Source organism: Streptosporangium subroseum, assembly GCF_900188345.1.
Classification (GTDB): Bacteria; Actinomycetota; Actinomycetes; order Streptosporangiales; family Streptosporangiaceae; genus Streptosporangium; species Streptosporangium subroseum.
This window is the reverse complement of the sequence record NZ_FZOD01000004.1, coordinates 226,812-250,635: the sequence shown is the minus strand read 5'-3', so window position 1 is coordinate 250,635 and position 23,824 is coordinate 226,812. Positions and strand designations below refer to the sequence as shown.

General features: G+C 70.0%; 19 protein-coding genes. 13 read left to right on the top strand and 6 right to left on the bottom strand.

Annotated features, from left to right (window positions below; translation table 11 throughout):
- The first annotated feature begins 27 nt into the window (after nucleotides 1-27).
- The 5 genes from gmk to metK all read left to right on the top strand — a co-directional run bounded on the left by gmk (nucleotide 28) and on the right by metK (nucleotide 4,224).
- Nucleotides 28-735, top strand: a complete 708-nt coding sequence (gmk, locus tag CHC08_RS06315) for a guanylate kinase (protein ID WP_089206197.1) — start codon at nucleotides 28-30, stop codon at nucleotides 733-735.
- A gap of 12 nt (nucleotides 736-747) precedes the next feature.
- Nucleotides 748-1,011, top strand: a complete 264-nt coding sequence (gene rpoZ / locus CHC08_RS06310; RefSeq protein WP_030909981.1) for a DNA-directed RNA polymerase subunit omega — start codon at nucleotides 748-750, stop codon at nucleotides 1,009-1,011.
- Nucleotides 1,012-1,018: 7 nt separating this feature from the next.
- Nucleotides 1,019-2,239 (top strand): bifunctional phosphopantothenoylcysteine decarboxylase/phosphopantothenate--cysteine ligase CoaBC, encoded by a 1,221-nt coding sequence (coaBC, locus tag CHC08_RS06305; RefSeq protein WP_089206196.1) that lies wholly within the window; start codon nucleotides 1,019-1,021, stop codon nucleotides 2,237-2,239.
- 88 nt (nucleotides 2,240-2,327) lie between these two features.
- Nucleotides 2,328-2,723, top strand: coding sequence for a hypothetical protein (locus CHC08_RS06300; protein WP_089206195.1), 396 nt, complete (start codon nucleotides 2,328-2,330; stop codon nucleotides 2,721-2,723).
- A 313-nt stretch (nucleotides 2,724-3,036) separates the two neighbouring features.
- On the top strand, nucleotides 3,037-4,224 hold the full coding sequence (gene metK, locus CHC08_RS06295) for a methionine adenosyltransferase (protein WP_089206194.1): 1,188 nt from the start codon (nucleotides 3,037-3,039) through the stop codon (nucleotides 4,222-4,224).
- A gap of 257 nt (nucleotides 4,225-4,481) precedes the next feature.
- On the opposite strand, the gene CHC08_RS06290 is transcribed toward metK, so the two are convergent.
- On the bottom strand, nucleotides 4,482-5,594 hold the full coding sequence (locus tag CHC08_RS06290; protein ID WP_179281907.1) for an NAD(P)/FAD-dependent oxidoreductase: 1,113 nt from the start codon (nucleotides 5,592-5,594) through the stop codon (nucleotides 4,482-4,484).
- A gap of 440 nt (nucleotides 5,595-6,034) precedes the next feature.
- On the opposite strand from CHC08_RS06290, the gene CHC08_RS06285 reads away from it, so the two are divergent.
- From CHC08_RS06285 to rpe, 8 genes are all read left to right on the top strand, one after another.
- The gene (locus CHC08_RS06285) at nucleotides 6,035-8,197 is read left to right on the top strand and encodes a primosomal protein N' (protein ID WP_245878157.1); all 2,163 of its coding nucleotides are present in this window, start codon (nucleotides 6,035-6,037) and stop codon (nucleotides 8,195-8,197) included.
- 49 nt (nucleotides 8,198-8,246) lie between these two features.
- The gene (locus tag CHC08_RS06280) at nucleotides 8,247-9,890 is read left to right on the top strand and encodes a hypothetical protein (RefSeq protein WP_245878156.1); all 1,644 of its coding nucleotides are present in this window, start codon (nucleotides 8,247-8,249) and stop codon (nucleotides 9,888-9,890) included.
- A gap of 40 nt (nucleotides 9,891-9,930) precedes the next feature.
- Nucleotides 9,931-11,313, top strand: a complete 1,383-nt coding sequence (locus tag CHC08_RS06275) for a hypothetical protein (RefSeq protein WP_089206191.1) — start codon at nucleotides 9,931-9,933, stop codon at nucleotides 11,311-11,313.
- A 211-nt stretch (nucleotides 11,314-11,524) separates the two neighbouring features.
- Nucleotides 11,525-12,076: a peptide deformylase gene (gene def, locus CHC08_RS06270; protein ID WP_089206190.1), complete on the top strand. Its 552-nt coding sequence runs from the start codon at nucleotides 11,525-11,527 to the stop codon at nucleotides 12,074-12,076.
- A 5-nt stretch (nucleotides 12,077-12,081) separates the two neighbouring features.
- Nucleotides 12,082-13,011 carry a methionyl-tRNA formyltransferase gene (gene fmt, locus CHC08_RS06265; RefSeq protein WP_089206189.1) on the top strand — a complete coding sequence of 310 codons (930 nt, stop codon included), beginning with the start codon at nucleotides 12,082-12,084 and terminating at the stop codon, nucleotides 13,009-13,011.
- 5 nt (nucleotides 13,012-13,016) lie between these two features.
- Nucleotides 13,017-14,681, top strand: coding sequence for an RsmB/NOP family class I SAM-dependent RNA methyltransferase (locus CHC08_RS06260; RefSeq protein WP_089206188.1), 1,665 nt, complete (start codon nucleotides 13,017-13,019; stop codon nucleotides 14,679-14,681).
- Nucleotides 14,682-14,895: 214 nt separating this feature from the next.
- On the top strand, nucleotides 14,896-16,749 hold the full coding sequence (gene asnB, locus CHC08_RS06255; RefSeq protein ID WP_089206187.1) for an asparagine synthase (glutamine-hydrolyzing): 1,854 nt from the start codon (nucleotides 14,896-14,898) through the stop codon (nucleotides 16,747-16,749).
- Between the two features lie 281 nt (nucleotides 16,750-17,030).
- Entirely contained in the window at nucleotides 17,031-17,687 is a 657-nt protein-coding gene (gene rpe / locus CHC08_RS06250) for a ribulose-phosphate 3-epimerase (RefSeq protein WP_089206186.1), read from the top strand.
- A gap of 80 nt (nucleotides 17,688-17,767) precedes the next feature.
- On the opposite strand, the gene CHC08_RS06245 is transcribed toward rpe, so the two are convergent.
- The 5 genes from CHC08_RS06245 to CHC08_RS06225 all read right to left on the bottom strand — a co-directional run bounded on the left by CHC08_RS06245 (nucleotide 17,768) and on the right by CHC08_RS06225 (nucleotide 23,697).
- A complete protein-coding gene (locus CHC08_RS06245; protein ID WP_089206185.1) occupies nucleotides 17,768-18,826 on the bottom strand; it encodes an ABC transporter ATP-binding protein in 1,059 nt (352 codons plus the stop codon).
- Nucleotides 18,823-19,824, bottom strand: coding sequence for an ABC transporter ATP-binding protein (locus tag CHC08_RS06240; RefSeq protein ID WP_089206184.1), 1,002 nt, complete (start codon nucleotides 19,822-19,824; stop codon nucleotides 18,823-18,825). The genes CHC08_RS06245 and CHC08_RS06240 overlap by 4 nt, the downstream gene beginning before the upstream one ends.
- 14 nt (nucleotides 19,825-19,838) lie before the next feature.
- Nucleotides 19,839-20,819 carry an ABC transporter permease gene (locus CHC08_RS06235; RefSeq protein WP_089206183.1) on the bottom strand — a complete coding sequence of 327 codons (981 nt, stop codon included), beginning with the start codon at nucleotides 20,817-20,819 and terminating at the stop codon, nucleotides 19,839-19,841.
- A 122-nt stretch (nucleotides 20,820-20,941) separates the two neighbouring features.
- Entirely contained in the window at nucleotides 20,942-22,723 is a 1,782-nt protein-coding gene (locus CHC08_RS06230) for an ABC transporter substrate-binding protein (RefSeq protein WP_089206182.1), read from the bottom strand.
- A 20-nt stretch (nucleotides 22,724-22,743) separates the two neighbouring features.
- On the bottom strand, nucleotides 22,744-23,697 hold the full coding sequence (locus CHC08_RS06225; RefSeq protein WP_218825139.1) for an ABC transporter permease: 954 nt from the start codon (nucleotides 23,695-23,697) through the stop codon (nucleotides 22,744-22,746).
- Between the last annotated feature and the right edge of the window lie 127 nt (nucleotides 23,698-23,824).

The window sequence follows — 23,824 nt, the reverse complement described above, 5'->3', positions numbered from 1 at the left end:
CGGGGAAGGCAACACGGGGGGTTTGGAGTGACCGGAACGTCGTGGCCCGATGCGAGTCGGGCTCCGGAGGCAACCGCGAAGAGCGGGTCCGGTCGCGCCACATCCCCTGCCGGGAGTCCGGAGAAGGCGCGAGCCTTCGCCGGACTTCCGACAGGCAACCGCCTCACGGTCCTCTCCGGGCCGTCGGGCGTAGGCAAGTCCACGGTCGTCGCCGAGCTTCGGCGGGCACACCCCGAGGTGTGGCTGTCGGTCTCGGTGACCACCAGGAAACCCCGCCCCGGTGAGGTCCACGGGGTCGAATACTTCTTCGCCGACGAGGCGGAGTTCGATCGCCTCGCCGCCTCCGGCGAGTTGCTGGAGTGGGCCGAGTTCGCCGGCAACAAGTACGGCACGCCGCGGGGTCCGGTGCTCTCCAAGCTCGCCGCCGGGGTGCCCACGCTGCTGGAGATCGACCTGCAGGGCGCCCGGCAGGTCCGTGCGACCATGCCGGAGGCAATCCTGATCTTCCTGGCCCCCCCGACCTGGGAGGAGCTGGAGAAGCGCCTGCGCGGCCGCGGCACGGAGCCCGAGGACGTCATCGCGCGCCGTCTCGCCGCGGGCCGGATCGAGATGGCGGCCGAGCAGGAGTTCGACCTGACTCTGGTCAACACATCCGTCCAGGATGTGTGTCATCGGCTGATAGCCTTGTTGGCTGATGCTCCCGAGGCCTCACGCCCCGGACGTTCACCTAGCTAGGGGAAACACAACGTGGCAACCAGCGCCGCCTATTCCGAAGGCATCACCAACCCGTCGATCGACGCGCTGCTCGACATCGTCGACAGCAAGTACAGCCTTGTGATCTTCGGCTCCAAGCGGGCGCGTCAGATCAACGCCTACTATTCCCAGCTCGGCGAGGGCCTGCTGGAATACGTCGGCCCGCTCGTGGAGACCCACGCCCAGGAGAAGCCGCTGTCCATCGCGCTGCGCGAGGTCAGCGAGGGTCTGCTCACCTCCGAGCCGATCGAGGGCTAGTCCCCCCGTGCCGACGCCTGACGGTCGCAAACCCGGTGTCGTCCTCGGGGTGAGCGCGGGCATCGCCGCCTACAAGGCGTGCGAGCTGCTCCGCCTCTTCACCGAGTCCGGTCACGACGTCCGCGTCGTGCCGACGAGGGAGGCGCTCCGCTTCGTCGGCGAGCCGACCTGGGCGGCCCTCTCCGGCAACCCGGTGACGACCGACGTCTGGGAGTCCGTGCACGAGGTGCCCCACGTCCGGATCGGGCAGGGCGCCGACCTGGTGGTGGTCGCACCGGCCACCGCCGACCTGCTCGCCAAGGCCGCCCACGGCCTGGCGGGCGACCTGCTCACCAACACCCTGCTCACCGCGCGGTGCCCGGTGGTGTTCGCCCCGGCGATGCACACCGAGATGTGGGAGCACCCCGCGACCCGGGCGAACGTCGCCACGCTCCGCGAACGCGGCGCGATCGTCATCGATCCCGCCGTGGGCCGCCTGACCGGCGCCGACACGGGTCCGGGCCGGCTGCCGGACCCCAAAGAGATCTTCGAGGTCTGCCGGCGGATCCTCACCGGGCGTGCCGCGGATCTGGCGGGCCGCCGCCTGGTGATCTCCGCCGGTGGCACCCGCGAGGCCATCGATCCGGTCCGTTTCATCGGCAACCGCTCCTCCGGTCTCCAGGGCTACGCGCTGGCCCGCACGGCGCTCGCCAGAGGCGCCGAGGTCACGCTGGTGGCCGCCAACGTGGCCCTGCCCGATCCGGCCGGCGCCAGGATGGTCCGGGTGGAGTCGGCCCTGGAGTTGCGGGCCGCGGTGCTGGACGCGGTGGAGGGCGCCGACGCCGTGGTCATGGCCGCCGCCGTCGCCGACTTCCGGCCCTCGGCGCAGAGCGGGTCGAAGATCAAGAAGACCTCGGCGGAGCCCGACTCAATTCATCTGGTGAAAAATCCAGACGTCCTTGCCGAGCTGGGCGAGCGCCGCCGCGAGGGGCTCAAGCCGTACCCGCAGGTGATCGTGGGGTTCGCGGCCGAGACCGACGACGTCCTCGCCAACGGGCGGGCCAAACTCGCCCGCAAGGGCTGTGACCTGCTCGTCGTCAACCAGGTCGGCGAAAACCTCGCCTTCGGCACCCCGGACAACGCGGCGGTGGTCCTGGTCGCGGACGGTGACCAGGTGGACATCCCGCGCGGTCCCAAGGAGGCGCTCGCCGACGTGGTCTGGGATCTCGTGGCCGCACGTCTTCTCTGATCTGCCTGATCTGCTTGCCCGGGATCTTCTCTCGACGGATACTGCGTCCGAGATGACCTGGAACGTTGCAGTAGGGAGGGATTTGACCATGCCGGTTCCCGCCGCTGTCAGAGCTCGTTGCCGCGCGCTGCTCCCTCCCGGGGAAGACCTGCGCTACCTTCTGCCCGCGACGTCGGCGAGCTCCCCGGAGACGGCGTCCTTTCTGATCGCGATCACCGACCGCTCCATCTGCGTGCTGTCCACGCTGCCCACACTCTCCCCGCTCTCCACCGCGTTCTCCGACCGGATCCTGCCGACCGCGGTCTACGCCACCCATTCCCGGCGGACCCGGCTCGGCCCGGTGGAGTTCTCCGCGGGCGCGGCCATCGAGTTGGGAGGCATGGTGTTCAAGGTCGACGAGGAGTACGTGGCGGTGATCTGTGCCGCCGACGCCGAGGTGTTCGCGCCCGAGACGCTGCCCCCGGACCCGCTTCCCCACCTCTGACGAGCGCTCGGTCTCTTCGGCCTCGGGCCGGGCCTCACCCTCTGACAGAGGCTCTGACGAAGGTTCCGGCGAAGTTGATTCAGGGGCTTTCTCCCTGATCAGGACGTACTCGATTTGATAAGATAGCTCCAGGTGAAGACCTGATTGTCCGGTCGCTGCCTCCCATCGAGGCGGACCGACACGCGATAGCCGGATACGAGATGGTTTCGCGACGCCACTCCAGGTGGGGCTAGACTTCGGCGAAGCGCTACTGGTGTCCTGTCGACGCCAGAGCCCCCAGACGCCAGCAGCCGCTGCATGAGGAGCCACTGACTTGTCCCGTCGCCTTTTCACCTCCGAGTCGGTCACAGAGGGCCACCCGGACAAGATCGCCGACCAGATCAGTGACGCGATTCTCGACGCCATGCTCAAGGGTGATCCCAAGAGTCGTGTCGCCGTCGAGACGCTGATCACCACCGGTCAGGTCCACGTCGCCGGAGAGGTGACGACGGAGACCTACGTCGACATCCCCGGCCTGATCCGGGAAAAGATCCTCGAGATCGGCTACGACGCCTCCCACAAGGGCTTCGACGGCGCCTCCTGTGGCGTGTCGGTGTCCATCGGCGCTCAGTCGCCCGACATCGCCCAGGGCGTCGACGACGCCTATGAGGCCCGCGAGGGTGAGGGCATCGACGAGCTCGACCGTCAGGGCGCCGGCGACCAGGGCCTGATGTTCGGCTACGCCTGCCGCGAGACGCCCGAGCTGATGCCGTTGCCGATCCAGCTGGCACACCGCCTCGCCGAGCGCCTGTCGCAGGTCCGCAAGGACGGCACCGTTCCGTACCTGCGCCCCGACGGCAAGACCCAGGTCACCATCGAATACGACGGCGACAAGCCGGTCCGCCTCGACACCGTGGTGGTCTCCACCCAGCACGCGGCCGAGATCGACCTCAAGGAGATGCTCGCGCCGGACATCAAGGAGCACGTGGTCGACCCGGTGCTCGCCGACCTGGAGATCGACACCGAGGGCTACCGCCTGCTGGTCAACCCGACCGGACGCTTCGAGATCGGCGGCCCGATGGGCGACGCCGGCCTGACCGGCCGCAAGATCATCGTTGACACCTACGGCGGCATGGCCCGCCACGGCGGCGGCGCCTTCTCCGGCAAGGACCCGTCCAAGGTCGACCGCTCGGCCGCCTACGCCATGCGCTGGGTCGCCAAGAACATCGTGGCCGCCGGTCTGGCCGACCGCGCCGAGGTCCAGGTCGCCTACGCCATCGGCAAGGCACACCCGGTCGGCGTGTTCGTGGAGACCTTCGGCACCGAGAAGATCGAGGCCGAGAAGATCCAGGAAGCCGTGCTCAAGGTCTTCGACCTCCGCCCGGCCGCGATCATCCGTGACCTCGACCTGCTCCGCCCGATCTACTCGGCCACCTCCGCCTACGGGCACTTCGGCCGGGAGGGCTTCTCCTGGGAGTCCACCGACCGCGCCGAGAGCCTGCGCGCGGCCGCCGGTCTCTGACCTCAGCCTGTGGAACGGCCCCCGTGAGAAGCCTCACGGGGGCCGTTCCATGCCCGGACCAGCCGCGCCTCCGGCCGCTCCGCGGCCGTCCGCGTCCCACGCCGGTTCGAAGGCCCTAGCCGGCGGCGGAGCCGGGCGTACGGATCGGGGCGTTCCGCGCGGCGCCGCGTCGGCCACCCACCCCGCGCCGGATCACGCGCTCCGCAAGAGGCCGCGTGAGCGGCACGGGGAATCCCCGGTTCAGGCCGGCGAGGTGGTCACATGCCGGCCGGTATGGCCGGGTGGCGCTGGACGATGATCGTGCTGCGCACGATGGCCTCCTTGTACAGCGCCGCCGTACGCCCGGTGAGCACGGTGGCGCGCGGGCTGTCGTCGGCGTTGACGAACTGGATGAGCCCGTCGCGCCGGCCCAGGCTGATGCACTGGTTGAAGTACCGGAAGTGCAGGGGGCGCGGCTCGCGTCCGGACAGGCGGTCGGCGAGGGCGCGGACGGCCTGCTGCGCGGTCGGCAGTCCGGTCGCGCACGCCATGCGCAACTCCTGCCCGTCCGGCCTCCGTATGGCCGCCGCGTCCCCGATCCCGTAGACCTCCGGGTGCGAGGCCGAGCGGAGCGTCTCATCCACGATCATGCGGCCGTGCCCGTCGACGGCGAACCCGGCCTCGCGAGCCAGGTGCGGCACCCGGAAACCGGTCGTCCACACGACGGTGTCGGCGCCGATGTGCTCGCCGCCCTCCAGCAGCAGACCGTCCGCGCGGACCTCGGCCACCCGGACGCCGTCCCGGACGTCGATGCCGAGACGATGGAAGGTTCGCCGCAGGTAGCGCCGGCCGCGCTCCGACAGAGAGCCGCCCAGAACGCCATCTGTCACCAGCTTCACCGTCAATCCCGGATGGGTCTCCGCCAACTCGGTAGCGGCCTCGATGCCGGTCAGCCCGCCTCCGACCACGGCGATCACCCCGGCCTCGCCCACGCGCTCTCTCAGGCGCAACGCCCGATCGGGCTCGATGACGCTGTAGGCGTGCTCGGCCACGCCGGGAACGGAGTCGAGATCGGCCTGGCTGCCCAGGGCGTAGATCAGGATGTCGTAGCCCACGGCCTGGGACGCCCGCTCCAGCCGTACGGTCCGCTCCGCCGCGTCGATCTCCGTCGCGCGGTCGACGACGAGCTCCACCCCTGTGCCCTTGAGGAGATCGCTCAGTGGGAGGTCCCGGAGCCGCTGGCCCGCCGCGAGCTGGTGCAGCCGCACCCGCTCGACGAACCGATCGCTCGCGTTGATCAGCGTTACCTCGGTGTCCGTCCACTTGGCCGCCAGCTTGGCGGCGGTGAGCCCCGAGTAACCGGCGCCGAGGACCACAGTACGGAGTGTCATTTCCTGTTCCCTTCGTCGCCTTAAGAACCGGCGACCGGGATCATCCGTGACAACGCCCCCTGTGAGTTGGATCACGCGACCGGCCTCGCAAGGATCTCCCCGGCGATGAGTCTCGCCGTCCTCCGGCTTCCAGACGCCGCGGAGCCGGCCGCACTCCCGCTGCTGGAGGACCCGGGAGACAAACTCGGCTTCGCCAGCCGCGACACCGTACAGAGCGAGGCCGCCGCGGCGCTTGGTTTCACTCACGTCCAAGGATCGCGCCGCCGATCGACGGCTCGATCCCGGCAACTGCTGCGGGCGCGTTCATGTCACGCGATTGACCGAATGTGCGGCGGCGGTCCCGCACGGCTCTTTGAACGTGGCCACGGCTTCTACCGGAGACCCTCCAGGTTCGGCTCTCAAGGGAGAGGACGGCTCCCGGCATCTGGTAGGACATGTGGGTGCCCCACGCCAGCTCCTCGTCGGACGACGACGCCCTGCTACCGCTCGACGCCGTGCGCGCGCGGCCCGTGCCGGGCGGTGCCGCGACGGCGCGGGCCAGGGCCGGCAGGGCCGTCAGGGCCGCCGGGACGCCCAGGACCGCCGCCACGGCCAGGGTGCCCAAGACGGACGCCCCGGCCAGGGGGGTGCCGGAGCCCGCCGCGGTGCTGCCGGTCGCGCGGGTCGCCGTGGACATGCCGCTGCCGCATCTGGACCGCCCGTTCGACTATCTCGTCCCCGCGGCCCTGGACGCCGACGCGGTGCCCGGCACCCGGGTCCGGGTCCGGTTCGCGGGCAAGCTCGTCGACGGGTTCCTGCTGGAGCGGGCGGAGACGACCGAGCACGAGGGCAAGCTGGCCCGCCTGGAGAGGGTCGTCTCCGCCGAGCCCGTGCTCACCCCCGAGATCGTCCTGCTGGCCCGCGCGGTGGCCGACCGCTACGCCGGGACCCTGGCCGACGTCCTGCGCCTGGCCGTGCCGCCCCGCCACGCCAGGGTGGAGGCCGAGGGCGGCGCTGAGGAAGGCGCTGAGGGCGGCCCGGGGAGGGAGCGGCCGGAGCCCGGGCCGTGGGCGGACTACCCGGATGGGGAGTCGTTCCTGGCGGCCCTCGCCGATGGACGGTCGCCGCGGGCCGTGTGGACCGCTCTGCCCGGGATGGGCGAGGGCGGGCCCGCGTGGGCGACGGCGGTGGCGACGGCCGTGCGGGAGACCCTCCGAGGGGGCAGGGGGGCTCTCGTGGTCCTTCCCGACGGGAAGGACGTGGCGCTGGCCGACGCGGCGCTGAGCGAGGCCCTGGGGTCCGGGACGCACGTGGCGCTGACCGCCGATCTGGGGCCCGCTGAGCGCTACCGGCGGTGGCTGCGGGTGCTCCGGGGACAGGCGCGGGTCGCGGTCGGCACCAGGGCGGCGGCGTTCGCCCCGGTCAGGGACCTCGGGCTGGTGGTGATCTGGGACGACGGGGACGACCTGCACGCCGAGCGGCTCGCGCCGTACCCGCACACCAGGGAGATCCTCTCCCTCCGCGCACATCAGGCGCGCGCGGGCCTGCTCATCGGGGGATACGCCCGTACGGCGGAGGCCACCCAGCTCATCGCCACCGGCTGGGCGGGGCCCATCGCCGCCGCCCGCGAAACGGTCAGGAACAGGGCTCCGAGGGTCCATCCCGCGGGAGAGGACTCGGAGCTGGCCAAGGACGAGGCGGCCAGGGCGGCGCGGCTGCCCAGCCTCGCCTGGCGGACGCTGCGCGCCGGTCTGGAGAGCGGTCCGGTGCTGGTGCAGGTCCCCCGGCGGGGCTACCTGCCCGCGCTGGCGTGCCAGAACTGCCGGGCCCCGGCGCGCTGCGGGCACTGCAGGGGACCGCTCGCGCTGCGCGGCGGCCACGCCGTCCCCTACTGCCGCTGGTGCGGCCGGATCGCGGGGGATTGGCGGTGCTCGGCCTGCGGTGCGGCCCGGGTGCGGGCACAGGTGATCGGCGCCCGCCGTACGGCCGAGGAGCTGGGGAGGGCCTTTCCCTCGGTCCAGGTCAGGACCTCGGGCAAGGAGGGGGTGCTCGCCACGGTCGGCGCCGGTCGCGCGCTGGTGGTGGCCACCCCGGGGGCCGAGCCGGTGGCCGAGGGCGGTTACGCGGCCGCGGTGCTGCTGGACGGATGGGCGCTGCTCGGCCGGCCCGATCTGCGGGTCGGCGAGGAGACGTTGCGCCGGTGGATGAACGCGGCGGCGCTGCTGCGGCCCCGGGCCGAGCTGGTGGTGATGGCGGACTCCTCGGTGCTCGCCGTTCAGGCGCTGCTGCGCTGGGATCCCATCACCCATGCCGAACGGGAACTGGCCGAGAGGACAGAACTAGGTTTCCCCCCCGCGGTAAGGCTGGCGACCCTTACGGGGTCTCCCGCGGCGGTGAGGGAAATGCTCGGCGAGGTGGTGCTGCCCGGTGAGGCGCAGGTTCTCGGACCGGTTCCCGTGGACGCGCCCAGGGGGGACGAAGTGCGAGAACGCGCCATGGTGCGGGTCCCGCGAGGGTCCGGATCGGCCCTGGCCACCGCGCTGAAAGGGGCCGTCGGAGTGCGCTCCGCACGTAAGGCTTCGGAGGTGGTCAGGGTATGCATTGACCCCCTCGATGTGATTTGAGTTATTTCCCCGATTCGCGGTGCTGGCAGTAAGCCGTTAATTTTCCCCTGTGTCGATCGAATGGGTGAATCGGGCCGTAGACGACCTGCGCGCGTGGGGGCGTGCGCACGGCCTGGATGTTGACGTGGACGAGGTACGGCTGCTCTGCGACTACGCGAGCGACTATCTGGACGTGAACGAGCTGGGTGACTTCACCCCGGTCGCCTTCGAGGAACTGCTGCTCAACATCTACCCCCGCAAGGTCATCGCCCCGCCGGAAAGCGCCTCCGAGACCGTCGCCGCGGCTCGCACGCTGGTCGACTTCCTGCTCGCGACCGAGGAGATCGGCGGCAAGATGGCCGTCCGCATGCGGCTCGTCCTGGACAGGATCGAGCCCGAGATGCCGGTCGCGCTCGCCGACACCTCCCGGTTCGGCATGGCCAAGAGCCTGTTCAGCGCGATGGGCGCCGACTCGCTGGAGCAGGGCGACGTCTCACTGTCGGCGGTGGAGGAACCCGTCTCCGAGGCCTGTGACTGCCCCGGTTGCTCCCCGCTTCCCCCGGTACGGCTCGCGCCCCGCGAGACGCTCGCGGAGAGCGTCCTGCGGGTGCCCCTGGTGACCGACGTCCGGCGGCTGGTCCAGTGGATGCTGGCCGGGGGCCGCACGCCGACCCTCAAGGGACGGCTCAGGGTCCGCGACGCCGCCGAGGCCACCGCGCAGCTCGCGGTGGCCGATCCCACGCTCCTGTGGAACCTGGCCGTCTACACCGGCCTGGTCGAGGTGGAGGGCGCCGCCATCTTCGACGGCGAGGACTTCGACCCGCTCGGCACGTGGGCGGCGGTGGTGGAGTTCGTCGTGGAGAAGGAGACCGGTGGCGCCGTCACCGGCGACAGCTCCCTCGACGAGGAGCTCTACGGCCTGTGCGACATGCTCTACCGCCTGCAGGCGCCGGTGCCGATCCCCCTGGTCACGGAATACCTCGAGGAGATCGGGCTGACCGAGGACGGGGAGATCGACGTCCGGGACGTCGTGCGGCGGCTGGCGTACTGCGGGCTGGCCGAGCCGGGAGACGAGGTCCTGGAGCTGACCCCGCTGGCCCTGTGGGGCCTGCGGGAGTTCTACGCCGACCTGGGCATCGAGGCGCCCGAGGCCGCCGACCTGACCGTCGCCGACGCGTCGGAGCTCATCGAGGGACTGCTCTCCGGGATACCCACCGAGATGGCCGAGGCCGACATCGAGGGCTGGCTGGAGAACAGGACCCCGGCCGAGGCCGCCACGGAGCTGCTGGGCGCCGCCTCCGGCGCGCCCTCGATCGCCCGGGGCATCGCGGTGACGGTCGTCGACCGGCTCGGCCCCGACGCCGAGGCCGCGGTGCGCGCCTACCTGGAGGAGGCGGAGCTGCGCCCGCACGCCATCCACTGGCTGTCCGCGCGGGGCCTGGCCGCCCCGGCGCTCACCCAGGAGGAGGTGCTCTGGATGAGCGTGGACATGCTCGCCCTGGCCATGCCCGCCGCCGAGGACGACCCGGAGACGTTCGCCGAGAACATGTCGGCATCGGGCCCGTCGGCACACGTGATCGAGGAGATGTGGCGGGTCGACCACCCGGACGTCGTCGACGTCCTTGAGCTGCTGGGACGCTCCCTGGAGGACCAGAACACGGCCAAGGCGGCCCGTAAGGCGGCCTTCAAAGCGCGTTCACGCGCGATCGGTTGAGCCGTGTATGTGTGAGGCTTGAGTGCAGTAAGTTTCACGGGTGGCAAAGAGCGGGAACACTGGCAACGTCTTCGATATCGGCGAATTGCGCAGGTTGGTGGACGAGCTGGGAGCAGGACCCCGTGAGGCGCGAGCGGCTGTTCTCGAAGGAGCCGTCGCCGACAACGAGGACTGTGACTGCCCCAGCTGTGGCACCGACGCGCTGACCTTCCCACCGGTCGAGCTCTCTCCGGACGGCGAGCTCGCGGCGTCCGTGCTCAAGGTCCCGCTGGTGCTTGACGCCCAGCGGCTGGCCGCGTGGACCGGCACCCGCGAGGTGTCCCCCGAGAACCTGCTGCCCGACCCCTTCCTGCCGTGCGCCGAGCTCGGGCTGCCCAGCCCCGCACGGCTGCACCTGCTCTGGGTCGTCGCGGTCAACACCGGCATGCTCCGCGTCTCCCGGGGCGTGGCGGCGCCCGGCCCCCTGGTGCTCTCTCCCGGGCTGCCCCCGGAGGCCCTGCTGGGATTCTGGGACGGCGTGGTCATGGACGTCCTGGACCGCGCGGACGAGGGCCTGACCGGATCCGCGGTGGTGGACGACCACCTCGCCGAGATGCTCGCCACCCTGTACGCCGTGGGCGAAGGCCTCTCCTCGGCCACCCTCGTCAAGGGCATCCTCCAGTCCCACGAGGTGGCCTGCGAGGCCCGCCCGGCGGAGATGCGGGCGCTGACCGTCGCCCTGCCCGGCGAGCTGGAGACGGCGCTGTCGCTGCTCGGCTACTGCGGGCTCATCGAGCCGTCGCAGGCGGGCTGGCCCCGGCTGACCCCGCTCGGCATCTGGGCCGTCCGCCAGGATCTGCTGCGCGAGGGCCACGACGCGCCCACCGGTGCGGAGGTCGCCGCCTTCGCGGACCTCGGCGCCGCCGAGCTGGTCGATGCGATCGTGAAGGGCTCGGCCGCTCCCAGCGCCGTCACCGTGTGGCTGGAGTCCCGCCGTCCCGAGGTCGCCGCCCGCGAGCTGGTCAAGGTCGCCGTATCCGGTACGGCGGGCCTGCGCGGGGCCGTGGGCAGGATTCTGGAGGAGCTCGGGCCCGAGGCCGAGACTCCCCTCAGGGAGGCGCTCTCCGAGCCCGCCATGTGGCGCTACGCCGCGTCCTGGCTGCACATCCGCGACCTGCCGGCACCCGACCTCACTCCCGCCGACAGCACCTGGCTCACGGTCGACTCGCTCGCCTCGCTGATTCACCTCGGCAACGTCCCCGAGGCTCTGTGCGGGTTCGACGCGCTCGAACCCGGCGAGGACCTGGTCCGGCTGGTGGAGGAGATGGCCCTGGTGGACCATCCCGACACGATCGCCGTCCTGGACCTGCTGGGCGCCCATCACAGCAAGGCGGCGGTGGCCAAGAGCGCGCGCAAGGCGGCCATGAAGGTCCGCTCCCGATAGGGGGCACGGCCCGGGAAGGCAGCCATGACGGCTCGTTTCGAGGGCTCGTTCCCGATGGGGGCACGGCCGACGGGGCGGCCGTGAAGGTCCGTTCCCGATAGGGTCACGGCCAGGGGTTCCCGCCGATCTCGCGGCGTGCGGGCAGAGGATCCGAAGGACACGGTCAGGCCCTTAGACTGGGAGATCCCCGGAAAGTGTGAGGAGATCCCTGTTGGCCATTCAGCCGATCCGCCTTTTCGGCGACCCGGTGCTGCGTACCCCGGCCGATCCGGTGAAGGACTTCGACAAGGAGCTGCGCAAGCTCGTCAAAGACCTCACGGACACGATGATGGACGCCCCCGGAGCCGGACTGGCCGCGCCGCAGATCGGGGTCGGCCTGCGGGTCTTCACCTACTACGTGGATGACCAGCTCGGCCACCTGATCAACCCCGGTCTCGACCTGTCGGACGAGAAGGACGAGGAGGGCGAGGAGGGCTGCCTGTCCTTCCCCGGCCTGTCATACCCGACGCCCCGGGCGGTGCGGGCCGTGGCGACGGGCTTCAACATGCACGGCGAGCCCGTCACCCTTGAGGGCACCGACATGATGGCCCGTTGCTTCCAGCACGAGACCGACCACCTGGACGGCGTGCTGTTCATCGACCGGATGGATCTCAGGCAGCGCAAGCTCGCCATGAAGGAGATCCGCGAGGCCGAGTGGAGCGGGCTGTCGTCGACCCCCACGTTCAAGTTCTCTCCGCACGCTACCCACGGGAAGGCTCTGTAGGAACCTTGCGCCTGGTCTTCGCCGGAACTCCGGACACCGCCCTGCCCTCGTTGCGGGCACTGATCGATTCACCGCGCCACGACGTCGTCGCCGTCGTCACCCGGCCGGACGCCCAGTCGGGCCGGGGCCGCAAGGTCCAGCCGAGTCCCGTCGCCGAGCTCGCCGAGGAGGCCGGCATCGAGATCCTCCGGCCGCACAAGGCGGGCGATCCGGAGTTCCTGGAGCGGCTCCGGCAACTTGACCCCGACTGCTGCCCGGTCGTGGCCTACGGCGCGCTCCTGCCGCAGTCCGCCCTGGACATCCCGCGGCACGGCTGGGTCAACCTCCACTTCTCGCTGCTGCCCGCCTGGCGCGGCGCGGCTCCGGTGCAGCACGCCGTACTGCACGGTGACGAGATCACGGGTGCGGCCACCTTCCAGCTCGTCAAGGCGATGGACGCCGGTCCGGTCTACGGCGTGGTCACCGAGGAGATCCGGCCCACCGACACCAGCGGCGATCTGCTGGCCCGGCTCGCCGAGTCCGGCGCCGGGCTGCTGCTGGCGACCCTGGACGGGATCGAGGACGGCAAGCTGGAGGCCATGCCGCAGCCCGTCGACGGGGTGAGCCTCGCCCCGAAGATCAGCGTGGAGGACGCCAGGGTCGACTGGTCCGCGCCCGCCATGCGGGTGGACCGCCTGATCCGCGCCTGCACGCCCGCCCCGGGCGCGTGGACCGAGTTCCGCGGTCAGCGGGTCAAGCTCGGTCCGGTGCGACTCGCACCCGACGCCACGGGTCTGGCCCCCGGCCGGATCGCGGCGTCCAAGAATTCTGTTCTGGTCGGTACGGCCACGCACCCGGTCGAGCTGGGTGAGGTGCAGCCGCAGGGCAAGCGCCTGATGAACGCGGGAGAGTGGGCCCGCGGTGTGCGGCCCACCGACGAGGATCGGCTGGCCTGAAGATCATGAATAATCGGGGGAACGGCGGGGATGTCCCGCGCGGCGGCGCGGGCGGGGCCGGAGGCCGCGCGCGAGGCGGTGCCGGCGGCCAGGGAGCGGGCGGTCGCGGGCAGGGCGCCGGTGCTCCGGCCGGAGGCCGCGGTCAGGGTTCCGGCGGTGGCCGAGGCAGGGGCTCCGGTGGCGCCCCAGGTGGCGGCCGGGGCCAGGGTTCGGGTGGCGGGGGCAAGAGCGCCGGAGGCAGAGGCGCCCGGCCGCCCAAACCGGTTCACGACGCGGCCCGCAACACCGCGTACGACCTGCTGCGCGCCGTCGACGAGCGCGACGCCTACGCCAATCTGCTGATGCCCGCGCTGCTGCGTGAGCGTCGCCTGTCCGGAAGGGACGCGGGCCTGGCGACCGAGCTGGCCTACGGCACCCTGCGCGGCCTCGGCACCTACGACGAGATCATCGCCGCCTGCAGCGACCGGGCCCCGGAGAAGGTGGACCCGCCGCTGCTCGACGCCATCCGCCTCGGGGTGCACCAGCTGCTCAAGACCCGGGTTCCCCCGCACGCCGCCGTGGGCACGACCGTCGACCTGGTGCGGCTGCGCGTGGGCGTCGGCGCGTCGAAGTACGCCAACGCCGTGCTGCGCAAGGTCTCGACCCGCTCCCTGGAGCAGTGGCTCCCGATCGTGGCCCCTGACTCCGCCGAGGATCCGATCGGGCATCTGGCCGTGGCGCACAGTCATCCGCGGTGGATCGTCACCGCGCTGCGCGACGCCGTGGGCGGCGACTTCGACGAGACGGCCGCCCTGCTGGCCGCCGACAACGAGCGTCCCCGGGTCACCCTGGTCGCCCGCCCCGGCCGCTCGTCGATCGAGGAGCTTCTCGCCTCGGGCGCCGAGCCCGCCCAATACTCTCCCTACGCGGCCTACCTGCCCGAGGGCGACCCCGGAGCCGTCCCGGCCGTGGCCGAGTCGCGCGCCGCCGTCCAGGACGAGGCCAGCCAGCTTGTCGTCCTGGCCCTGACCCGGGTCCCGGTGGAGGGCACGGACTCCCGCTGGCTCGACCTGTGCGCCGGCCCCGGTGGCAAGGCGGGCCTCCTGGACGCCATCGCCACCCACGGAGACGAGTCCGGTCGCGCGCCGGTGCACGCCTCAGGGGAGCAGGCCGGGTCATCCGGTCCGGTGGCCTTCTCCGGCGGAGCCAACCTCCTCGCCGCCGAGCTTCAGTATCACCGCGCCCGCCTGGTCTGGCAGACCACCCGCAACGCCTCGGTGGTCACCGTCGACGGTACGGCTCCCGCCTGGCGGCCGGGGTCGTTCGACCGGGTCATGGTCGATGCCCCCTGCACCGGCCTGGGCGCCCTGCGCCGCCGGCCGGAGGCCCGCTGGCGCCGCGACCCCCGCAGTCTCCCCGAGCTCGGCAGGCTCCAGCGTGAGCTGCTCACCTCGGCCCTCGACTCCGTCCGCCCCGGCGGGGTCGTCGCCTACGCGACCTGCTCGCCTCACCTGGCCGAGACGGCCGCCGTGGTCGGTGACATCCTGCGCCGCCGCGACGACGTCGAGGCCCTCGACGCCCGCTCCTACCTTCCCGAGGTCGACGGGCTGGGCGAGGGCCCTCACGCCCAGTTCTGGCCCCACCGCCACGGCACAGACGGGATGTTCCTGGCGCTGCTGCGCCGCCGCTGAGCGACTGTCCGCACCTGCCCCTCGCGGGGCCGGCGCGGGGAGATCGCGGATGATCGAGGTGGAGGCTCGCGGCGCCTCCGCCTGAATTCTTCCCTTGATGAGTTTGCGGTCCTATCTACCAATTGTCCTACTTTTAGCCTTTGTGTGACATTGAGCTGCCCCCCGACGTTGTTGAAAGGTGGAAAGACTTCACGACAAGCGAGGGGTTGTCGAGATGTGTGGAATCGCTGGGTGGGTGGACTTCGGACGCGACCTCAGGCAGTCACGGGACGTCGCACAGGCCATGACCGACACCATGTCCTGCCGCGGACCGGACGACGAAGGACTGTGGCTGGCTCCACACGCCGCGATGGGGCACCGGCGGCTCGCCATCATCGACATCGAGGGCGGACGTCAGCCGATGATCGCGGATGAGGACGGGCGGGAGCTCGCCGTCCTCATCTACAGCGGTGAGGTGTACAACTTCCAGGAGTTGCGCGCCGAGCTGACCACGCGAGGCCACCGATTCCGCACACGCAGCGACACCGAGGTCGTCCTGCGGGCCTACCTGGAATGGGGCGAGGATCTCGCCACCAGGCTGAACGGCATGTTCGCCTTCGCCATCTGGGACACCCGCCGCGAGGAGCTGTTGCTCGTCCGCGACCGGATGGGCATCAAGCCGCTCTACTACTATCCGACGCCGGAGGGCGTGCTGTTCGGCTCCGAGCCCAAGGCGATCCTCGCCAACCCGCTCGCGCAGCCGGCGGTGGTCGACGCCGACGGGCTACGCGCGCTGATCTCCTTCGTCAAGCCACCGGAGCACGGGATCTACCGCGGGATGTACGAGGTGCGTCCCGGCCAGACCGTCCGGGTGAGCCGGGAGGGCCTGAGCAAGCGCCGTTACTGGAAGCTCGAGTCCTACGAGCACCCCGACGACATTCCCACCACCGTCCGGACCGTGCGAGAGCTGCTGGACGACATCGTCGACCGTCAGACCATCTCCGACGTGCCGCTGTGCACCCTGCTCTCCGGTGGCCTCGACTCCAGCGCCGTCACCGCGCTCGCCCAGCAGGCGGTCGAGAAGCAGGGATTGGGCAAGATCCGGTCGTTCTCCGTCGACTTCGTCGGCTACAGCGAGAACTTCAAGCCCGACGAGATGCGCGGCACCCCCGACACGCCGTTCGCCCACGACGTCGTTGACCACGTTCACACCGACCACGCCGACATCGTCCTCGACTCCGCGGACCTCATGAACCCGGGCGTACGCGACGCCGTCCTGAGGGCACGCGACATGCCGACCGGCATGGGCGACATGGACACCTCGCTCTATCTGCTCTTCAAGGCGATCCGGAGCCAGTCGACGGTGGCGCTGTCGGGTGAGTCCGCCGACGAGGTCTTCGGCGGCTACCGGTGGTTCCACGACCCCGCGGCGGTCAACGCCGACACCTTCCCGTGGCTGGTGTCGGGGGAGGCCATGAGGTTCACCGGTCTGAACATGATCCTCGGCGAGGATCTGCGGCGTGAGCTGGACATTCCCGGCTACCGCGCCGAGAGCTACCGGCAGGCGCTGGACGAGGTGCCGCGGCTGCCCGGCGAGAGCGCCGTGGAGAGGCGCATGCGGGAGATCAGCTACCTGCACCTCACCCGGTTCGTGCAGATCCTGCTCGACAGGAAGGACCGCATGAGCATGGCCGTCGGCCTCGAGGTCCGGGTGCCGTTCTGCGATCACCGGCTGGTGGAGTACGTCTTCAACGCCCCGTGGGCGATGAAGACCTTCGACGGCTACGAGAAGAGCCTGCTCCGGGCCGCCTCGGAGGACATCCTGCCGCGTTCGGTGCTCGATCGTCGTAAGAGCCCTTACCCCTCCACCCAGGACCCCTCCTACGAGCAGGCCCTTCGCGTGGAGACGGCCCGGCTGCTCGACCGCGGGGACATCGCCGCCACGCCGCTGATCGACCTCGACAGGATCCGGATCATCCTCGAACAGCCCATGTCCGACGACAGCCCTCCGGGAACCCGCGCATCGCTGGACGGCCTGCTCGAGTTCAACCGGTGGATCGAGGACTACCAGCTCCAGCTCAAGGTCTGACGCCCTCCGGCGGCTCCCCTCGGCACCGCTGAACCGGCCTCGGCGTTCGCACGGGTCACACCGCCGGCTCATTCCGGGATTTTCGGAATGAGCCGGCGGTGTGCGGTCCGGCCGGAGGCGCCTTACGGCCCTGTCCGGGCGGCGGGGATTCAGCGGATGCCTCGATACCGGGCCTTCATCCGGCGCGGGACGGCGACGCACGCAGCCGGCCGGCGAACGTCCACGGATGAGTCGTCCGTCGTTACGACGGCCGGAGACGACCCAATAGACTCGACCGCATCATGGCCGTACAGATCTCTCCCAGCATCCTGTCCGCCGACTTCGCCCGCCTCGCGGAGGCGGCCGCGGCGATCCCGAACGCCGACTGGCTACACGTCGACGTCATGGACAACCACTTCGTGCCCAACCTGACCATCGGGCTGCCGGTCGTCGAGTCCCTCCTCAAGGCGACCTCGACGCCGCTCGACTGCCACCTCATGATCGAGGACCCGGACCGCTGGGCCCCGGCCTACGCCGAGGCCGGGGCGGGCAGCGTGACCATCCACGTCGAGGCCGCCAAGGCCCCGATCCGCACCCTGCGCCAGATCCGCGGGGCCGGAGCCCGCGCCGGCCTCGCGCTGAACCCGGCCACGCCGGTCGAGCCGTACGAGGACCTGCTCGGCGAGATCGACATGTTGCTGGTGATGACCGTCGACCCCGGATTCGGCGGGCAGAAGTTCCTCGACGTGGTGCTGCCCAAGATCCGCCGGGCCCGGACGTTGATCGACGGGCACGGGGGCCAGGTCTGGCTGCAGGTGGACGGCGGGGTGTCGGCCCAGACGATCGAGCGCTGCGCCGAGGCGGGGGCGGACGTCTTCGTGGCGGGCAACGCCGTCTACGGGGCCGACGACCCGGCCCGCGCGGTGGACGGCCTGCGGGCCCTCGCCGAGAAGGCCTGATCCCTCGCGGCCCCACCGCCTCTCGGAGGTGAAGTCTCGACGAGAGGCGGGTACCGGGCGGCTCAGGGCCGCGCCGCAGACTAAGACCGCAGTGCGGGGTCCAGCACGACGTCCCTGCCGTGCACGCTCGGCTGCTCGGGGAAGTGGCAGGCGGTCAGGTGCCCCTCCTTGTTCCCCTCCAGCCTGACCAGCGGGGGTTCCTCGGTCGCGCACTTGTCCTGCGCCTTCCAGCAGCGGGTGCGGAAGCGGCAGCCGGACGGCGGGTTGATCGGGGAGGGCACGTCTCCGGCCAGGCGGATCCGCTCGCGGGGCTCGTCGTCCTCGGTGACCTCGGGGACCGCGGAGAGCAGCGCGTGGGTGTAGGGATGGCGCGGACGCGTGTAGAGGGAGTCCCGGTCGGCGATCTCGACGATCTTGCCGAGATACATGACCGCGACCCGCTGGGAGAAGTGCCTGACCACGGCCAGGTCGTGCGCGATGAACAGGAACGCGATGCCCATGTCGCGCTGGAGCTGCTGGAGCAGGTTGACGACCTGCGCCTGGATCGACACGTCCAGCGCCGAGACCGGCTCGTCGGCGATGATCAGCTTGGGGTTGAGGGAGAGCGCGCGGGCCACTCCGATGCGCTGCCGCTGGCCGCCGGAGAACTCGTGCGGGAAGCGGTTGTAGTGCTCGGGGTTGAGTCCGACGATCTCCAGCAGTTCCTGGACCCGGTTCTTCACGCCGCCCGCAGGGTTGATGCCGTTGATCTCCATCGGGCCGCCGACGATGCTGCCCACGGTGTGCCGGGGGTTGAGCGACGAGTACGGGTCCTGGAAGATCATCTGAATCTCGGCGCGGATCGGCTTGAGCCCCCTGCGGCTGGCGTGGCCGATCTCCTGCCCGGCGTACCGGATGTTGCCCGCGGTCGGCTCCAGCAGCCGGGCGGCCAGCCGTCCGGTGGTGGACTTGCCACAGCCCGACTCGCCGACCAGCCCCAGGGTCTCCCCGGCGTGCACCGTCAGGTCGATGCCGTCCACCGCGTGGACCTGACCGACCTGACGCTTGAAGATGAGGCCGCCCGTCAGGGGGAAGTGCTTCTTCAGCCCGGACAGCTCCAGCAGCGCCTCGCCGCCGGATTCACCGGTTGTCTCGCTCACTTGTGGATCTCCCGCTTCTGGGCGAGGGTCAGGTAGCACGCGTCGCCGTGGCCGCGGTGCGGGGACAGTTCGGGCCGTTCGGACCGGCACAGTTCGGGACCCGCCAGCTTCACGTAGTCGCACCGGGGGTGGAACGGGCAGCCCGGCGGGACGTTGAGCAGGCTCGGCGGCGTACCGCGAACCGGGAGGAGCGGCACGTCCACCGCGGAGCTCAGGCGGGGCATCGAGCCCAGCAGGCCCCAGGTGTAGGGGTGGCGGGGCTCGTGCAGCACCTCCTTGACGGTGCCGCGTTCCACCGCCCGTCCCGCGTACATCACCAGCACGTCGTGCGCGGTGTTGGCCACCACGCCCAGGTCGTGGGTGATCAGGATGATCGAGGTGCCCATCTCGTCCTGGAGGTTCTTGAGCAGGTCCAGGATCTGGGCCTGCACGGTCACGTCCAGGGCGGTGGTGGGCTCGTCGGCGATCAGCAGGTCGGGGTCGCACACCAGCGCCATCGCGATCATCGCGCGCTGCCGCATGCCGCCGGAGAACTGGTGGGGATAGTCGTCCACCCTGGTCTTCGGCTGGGGGATGCCGACCCGCGTCAGCATCTCGATCGCGCGGTCCCTGGCCTCGGCGCGGCTCGCGCCCTTGTGCTTGCGGTAGACCTCACCGATCTGCTTGCCGATGGTGTGGTACGGCGAGAGCGACGTCAGGGGGTCCTGGAAGATCATCGCGACCTTGTTGCCGCGCAGTTTCTCCATGCTGGACCGGGAGGCGCCGATCAGCTCGTCGCCGTCCAGCCGGATCTCGCCACTGATCGTGGTGTTCTCCGGGTTGTGCAGGCCGAGCACGGTCAGGTTGGTCACCGATTTGCCGGAGCCGGACTCGCCGACGATGCCCAGCGTGGTGCCCTTCTCCACGTCGAAGGAGAGCCCGTTCACGGCGTGGACGACGCCGTCCTCGGTGTGGAAGTCGACGGTCAGGTCACGGACGGAGAGGAACGGAGTTGACACTTTCTTCGAGACTCCTAGCTCAGCCGCACGCGGGGATCGATGAAGGCGTACATGATGTCCACGATGATGTTGAACACGACGATGGCCCCTGCCGCCACCAGCACCGTCGCCATCAGCATGGGCAGGTCGGAGGAGGTGACGGCTCTGATCGAGAGCTGCCCCACGCCCTGTAGCCCGAAGGTGGTCTCGGTGATGATCGCTCCGCCGATCAGCGCTCCGAGGTCGATGCCCAGGATGGTGACGATGGGGGTCAGGGTGCCGCGCAGCGCGAATCTCATCACGACGCTGCGGGCCGACATGCCCTTGGCCCGCGCGGTGCGGACGTAGTCCTCACCGAGTTGCTCCACCATCGTCGAGCGGGTCATGCGGGTGTAGTTGGCGGTGAAGATGAGCGCCAGCACGATCCAGGGCAGCAGCAGTCCGGCGGCCCAGGAGAGTGGGTTCTCGGTGAACGGCACGTATTTGGGTTGCCGCAGGATGTGGTTCTGGTAGACGAGGAAGTACAGCGCGAGCGTGCCGACGAAGTAGATCTGCACGGAGGCGCCGATGAGGGACGACACGCTGGCGATTTTGTCCAGGGCCTTCCCCTGCCGCAGCGCCGCGATGATGCCCGTGGCCACGCCGAAGATGAAGAAGATGACCGCCGCGCCGATCGTCAGCGAGATGGTGAGCGGGAGCCGGTCGAGGATCGTCCCCAGCACCGGTGCCTTGTTGACGAAGGAGTAGCCCAGGCAGGGCGCGGAGCAGTGCCCCAGCCCCTCGTAGTCGCGGCCGACGAAGATGCCGGACAGCCAGGACACGAACTGGGCGAACAACGGCTGGTCCAGCCCCAGGTTGTGCCGTGCCTGCTCGAGCAGCTCGGGCGGGCAGACCTTGCCGCACGCGAGCCGCGCCGGGTCGGCCGGTACGGCGAAGAAGAGGAAGAACGTGACGGCGGCGATGATCACCAGGGTGACCACGGCGCCGAAGGTTCGGCGAGTGATGAATCGAAGCATTGCCTGTTTCCCGACGGTGGCTTGGACCGCTGCGGGGGGCCTGACGGCCCCCGGGCCGTGATCTCGCCCATGTCGTGCTGCGAGATCACGGCCGCTGGTTTCCTACGGCTTCACGAAGATTTCTACGGCTTCACGAAGATGGTGTCCGGCTGAACGATCCACTGCTGCGGGTCGATCTCGGCGCCGCCCACCTTGGAACCGTGGAGCGTGGTGGCGATCTTGTTCTCCGCGACGACCAGCGGGGTGATCGTCTCCTGGATCTTCTTGTCCAGGGCCATCCACGCGGCGTTGGCCGCGTCGATGTCGGTCATAGCGGTGATCTTGTCCATCTCGGCCGTGATCGCCGGGTCCTTCAGGTGCGAGTAGTTCGGCGCGCCGTCGCTGACCGGGCCGAAGATGATCGGCAGCACCGTGGAACCGGACGGCCAGTCGGCGCCCCAGCCACCCCAGTACAGGTCGAACTCGTTCTGCACCTTGCCGATGGAGTCGTAGTAGGTCTTGCGGTCGAGCGGCTTGGCCACGACCTTGATCCCGGCCTTCTCCAGAGCGTTCTTGATCACGACGGTGACCTGCTCCTGGACCGGCGTCTGGTTGTAGGCGTAGACGACGGTCGGAGTCGGGTTGCTGGAGGAGGCCAGCAGCTCCTTGGCCTTCTCGATGTCACCGTCGGGCTTGGCCACCTTGTTGAACAGGTCGTAGGACTGGTAGCCGACCGTGGTGTTCTCGTTGAGGATCGTGGTGGGCAGCGCGGCGGCCGCGGGGCCTCCCAGCGTCTGCTGGATCTGCTTGGACGGCCAGGCGAAGTTGATGGCCTGACGGACCTTGGGGTCCTTCATCCGGTCGAGGTTGAAGTAGTAGTAGTTGCCGTACGGCGAGGGGCTGTTCAGCCGGCGCGAGGCCAGGGAGGAGTCGCCCAGCACCTGCTGCAGCCGCTCGGGCGGAACGGACGCGTAGAAGGTCATGGCCGTCTGGTCGGCGCCCGAGTCCGCGATCAGGCGGTCGTTGATCTGCAGGGCCTCCTGACCGAACTCCATGTGCCACTTGTCGGGGTAGGCGCCGCGGATCGGGTCGGTGGCCGGGTCCCAGTTCGGGTTGCGCTCAAGGTCGATGGACTTGTCCACCAGGTGCGACTTGATGATGTAGGGCCCGCTGGAGAAGGGCTCCTTGTCGTACTTCTCCTTGGTGTCCTTGGCCTTGGGCACGATGCCGTAGCCGGCCATGGCGAAGGCGTAGCTGGCGTCGGCGTGCGGCGTCTTGAACTTGTAGACGATCGTCTTGTCGTCCGGCGTCTCGATGGAGTCCAGGCTCTTGCCGTCGTACGGGCCCTGGTAGGCCTTCTTGTAGTCGACGTCGGTCAGCCACTGCTGGACGTAGGTCGGGCCCTGGGTGATGAACGACGCGAACGTCCGCTCCATGCTCCACTTGACGTCCTCGGACGTGATCGGAGTGCCGTCCTGCCACTTCACGCCGTCCTTGAGGGTGAAGGTCCAGGTCTTGCCGCCGTCGGAGGGGGTGCCCGTGTCGGTGGCCAGGTCGCCGACCAGCTTGAAGTCACCCGCGGTGATCCGCTTGTAGCCCGTCAGGGCGCGGCCGATCAGCCGGTTGAAGTTCGCCTCGGTGTTGATGTAGATCTGGGCCGGGTCGAAGTGGGAGAAGTCATCCCGGTCGAGCATCGTGACGGTGCCGCCCTTGACGGCGCCTTCCGGTGCGATGGCGGGTCCCTTGGAGTCGTCCGCCGTGCCGACGGTGATCGTCGGCGGCTTGTAGGCGGCGGTGGGGGCCGTCGCGCCGGGGGTGTCGCCGGAGGCGGCCGGGGCGCCCTGGTTGCCCTCGGCGCACGCACTCGTCATTGCGAGCACGCCGATGGCGAGTGCGGCTACTGCTGACCGCGTACGGACTGTCATCTCTCTCCTATTGGGTGGATCTAGCGCTTAAGTTTGGGGTCGAAGGCGTCGCGGACGGAGTCTCCGAGCAGGTTGAAGGCGATCACGAAGACCAGCAGGGCGACACCCGGGAAGATCAGATAGGTGATGTCGTTCTGGTAGATCTCGGTGCCGCGCCGGAACATGCGGCCCCAGTCGGGGATGGGCTCGATCATTCCGACGCCGAGAAAGGACAGCGCGGCCTCGGACGTCACCAGCGCGGGCAGCAGCAGCGACGCCTGGATCAGGATCGGCGTCCACAGGTTGGGCAGCAGTTCCTTGAACACGATCCGGGCGGGGGAGGCCCCGGTGACCCGGGCGGCCTCGACGAACTCGCGCTCGCGCATGGAGAGCACCTGGCCGCGCAGGAGCCTGGCCAGTCCGGCCCACCCGAACAGCGTCAGCATGACCACGAGCGTCACCGCCCGCAGCCAGACCGGGGTCTCCTCCTCCGGGCTGACGAAGATGTTCTCCACGACCGGCATGAACGCGATGATGAAGAGCACCGAGGGGAACGACAGAACGGTGTCGACCACGCGGCCGATGACGTAGTCGGTCTTGCCGCCCGCGTATCCGGCGACGATGCCGATCACGACGCCGATCGCCGTCGTGAGGACCGTCGCGATGACCGCGATCAGCAGGGAGGTCCTGATCCCGTAGACCAGCTGCATGAACACGTCGCGGCCCAGGCCGGGTTCGATGCCGAACCAGAAATCCGAGCTGATGCCGCCGCTGGGCAGGATCGGATAGCCATAGTCGTTGAGCAGTCCCGGGGTGTCCTGGCCGTAGAGGGCATAGGGGTCCTTGCCGTACAACCAAGAGATCACCGGCGCGAATATCGCGACCAGCAGAAAGAAAATCACGACGACGGCGGAGGCGATGCCGGTCCGGTCGCGGCGGAAACGCAGCCACATCAGCTGGCCGGGTGAACGGCCCACCGTTTCCGGTGGCTTCACCGTGGGCGCCTCGCCAATCGTAGTCGTGGCAGGTGCAGGGATGGTCATCGTGCGGGGGCCCCCAACGAGCATGGCTGAGCTGGATCTCAAGGAACCATTGCAATTGACCATGAACAAATCAATACTT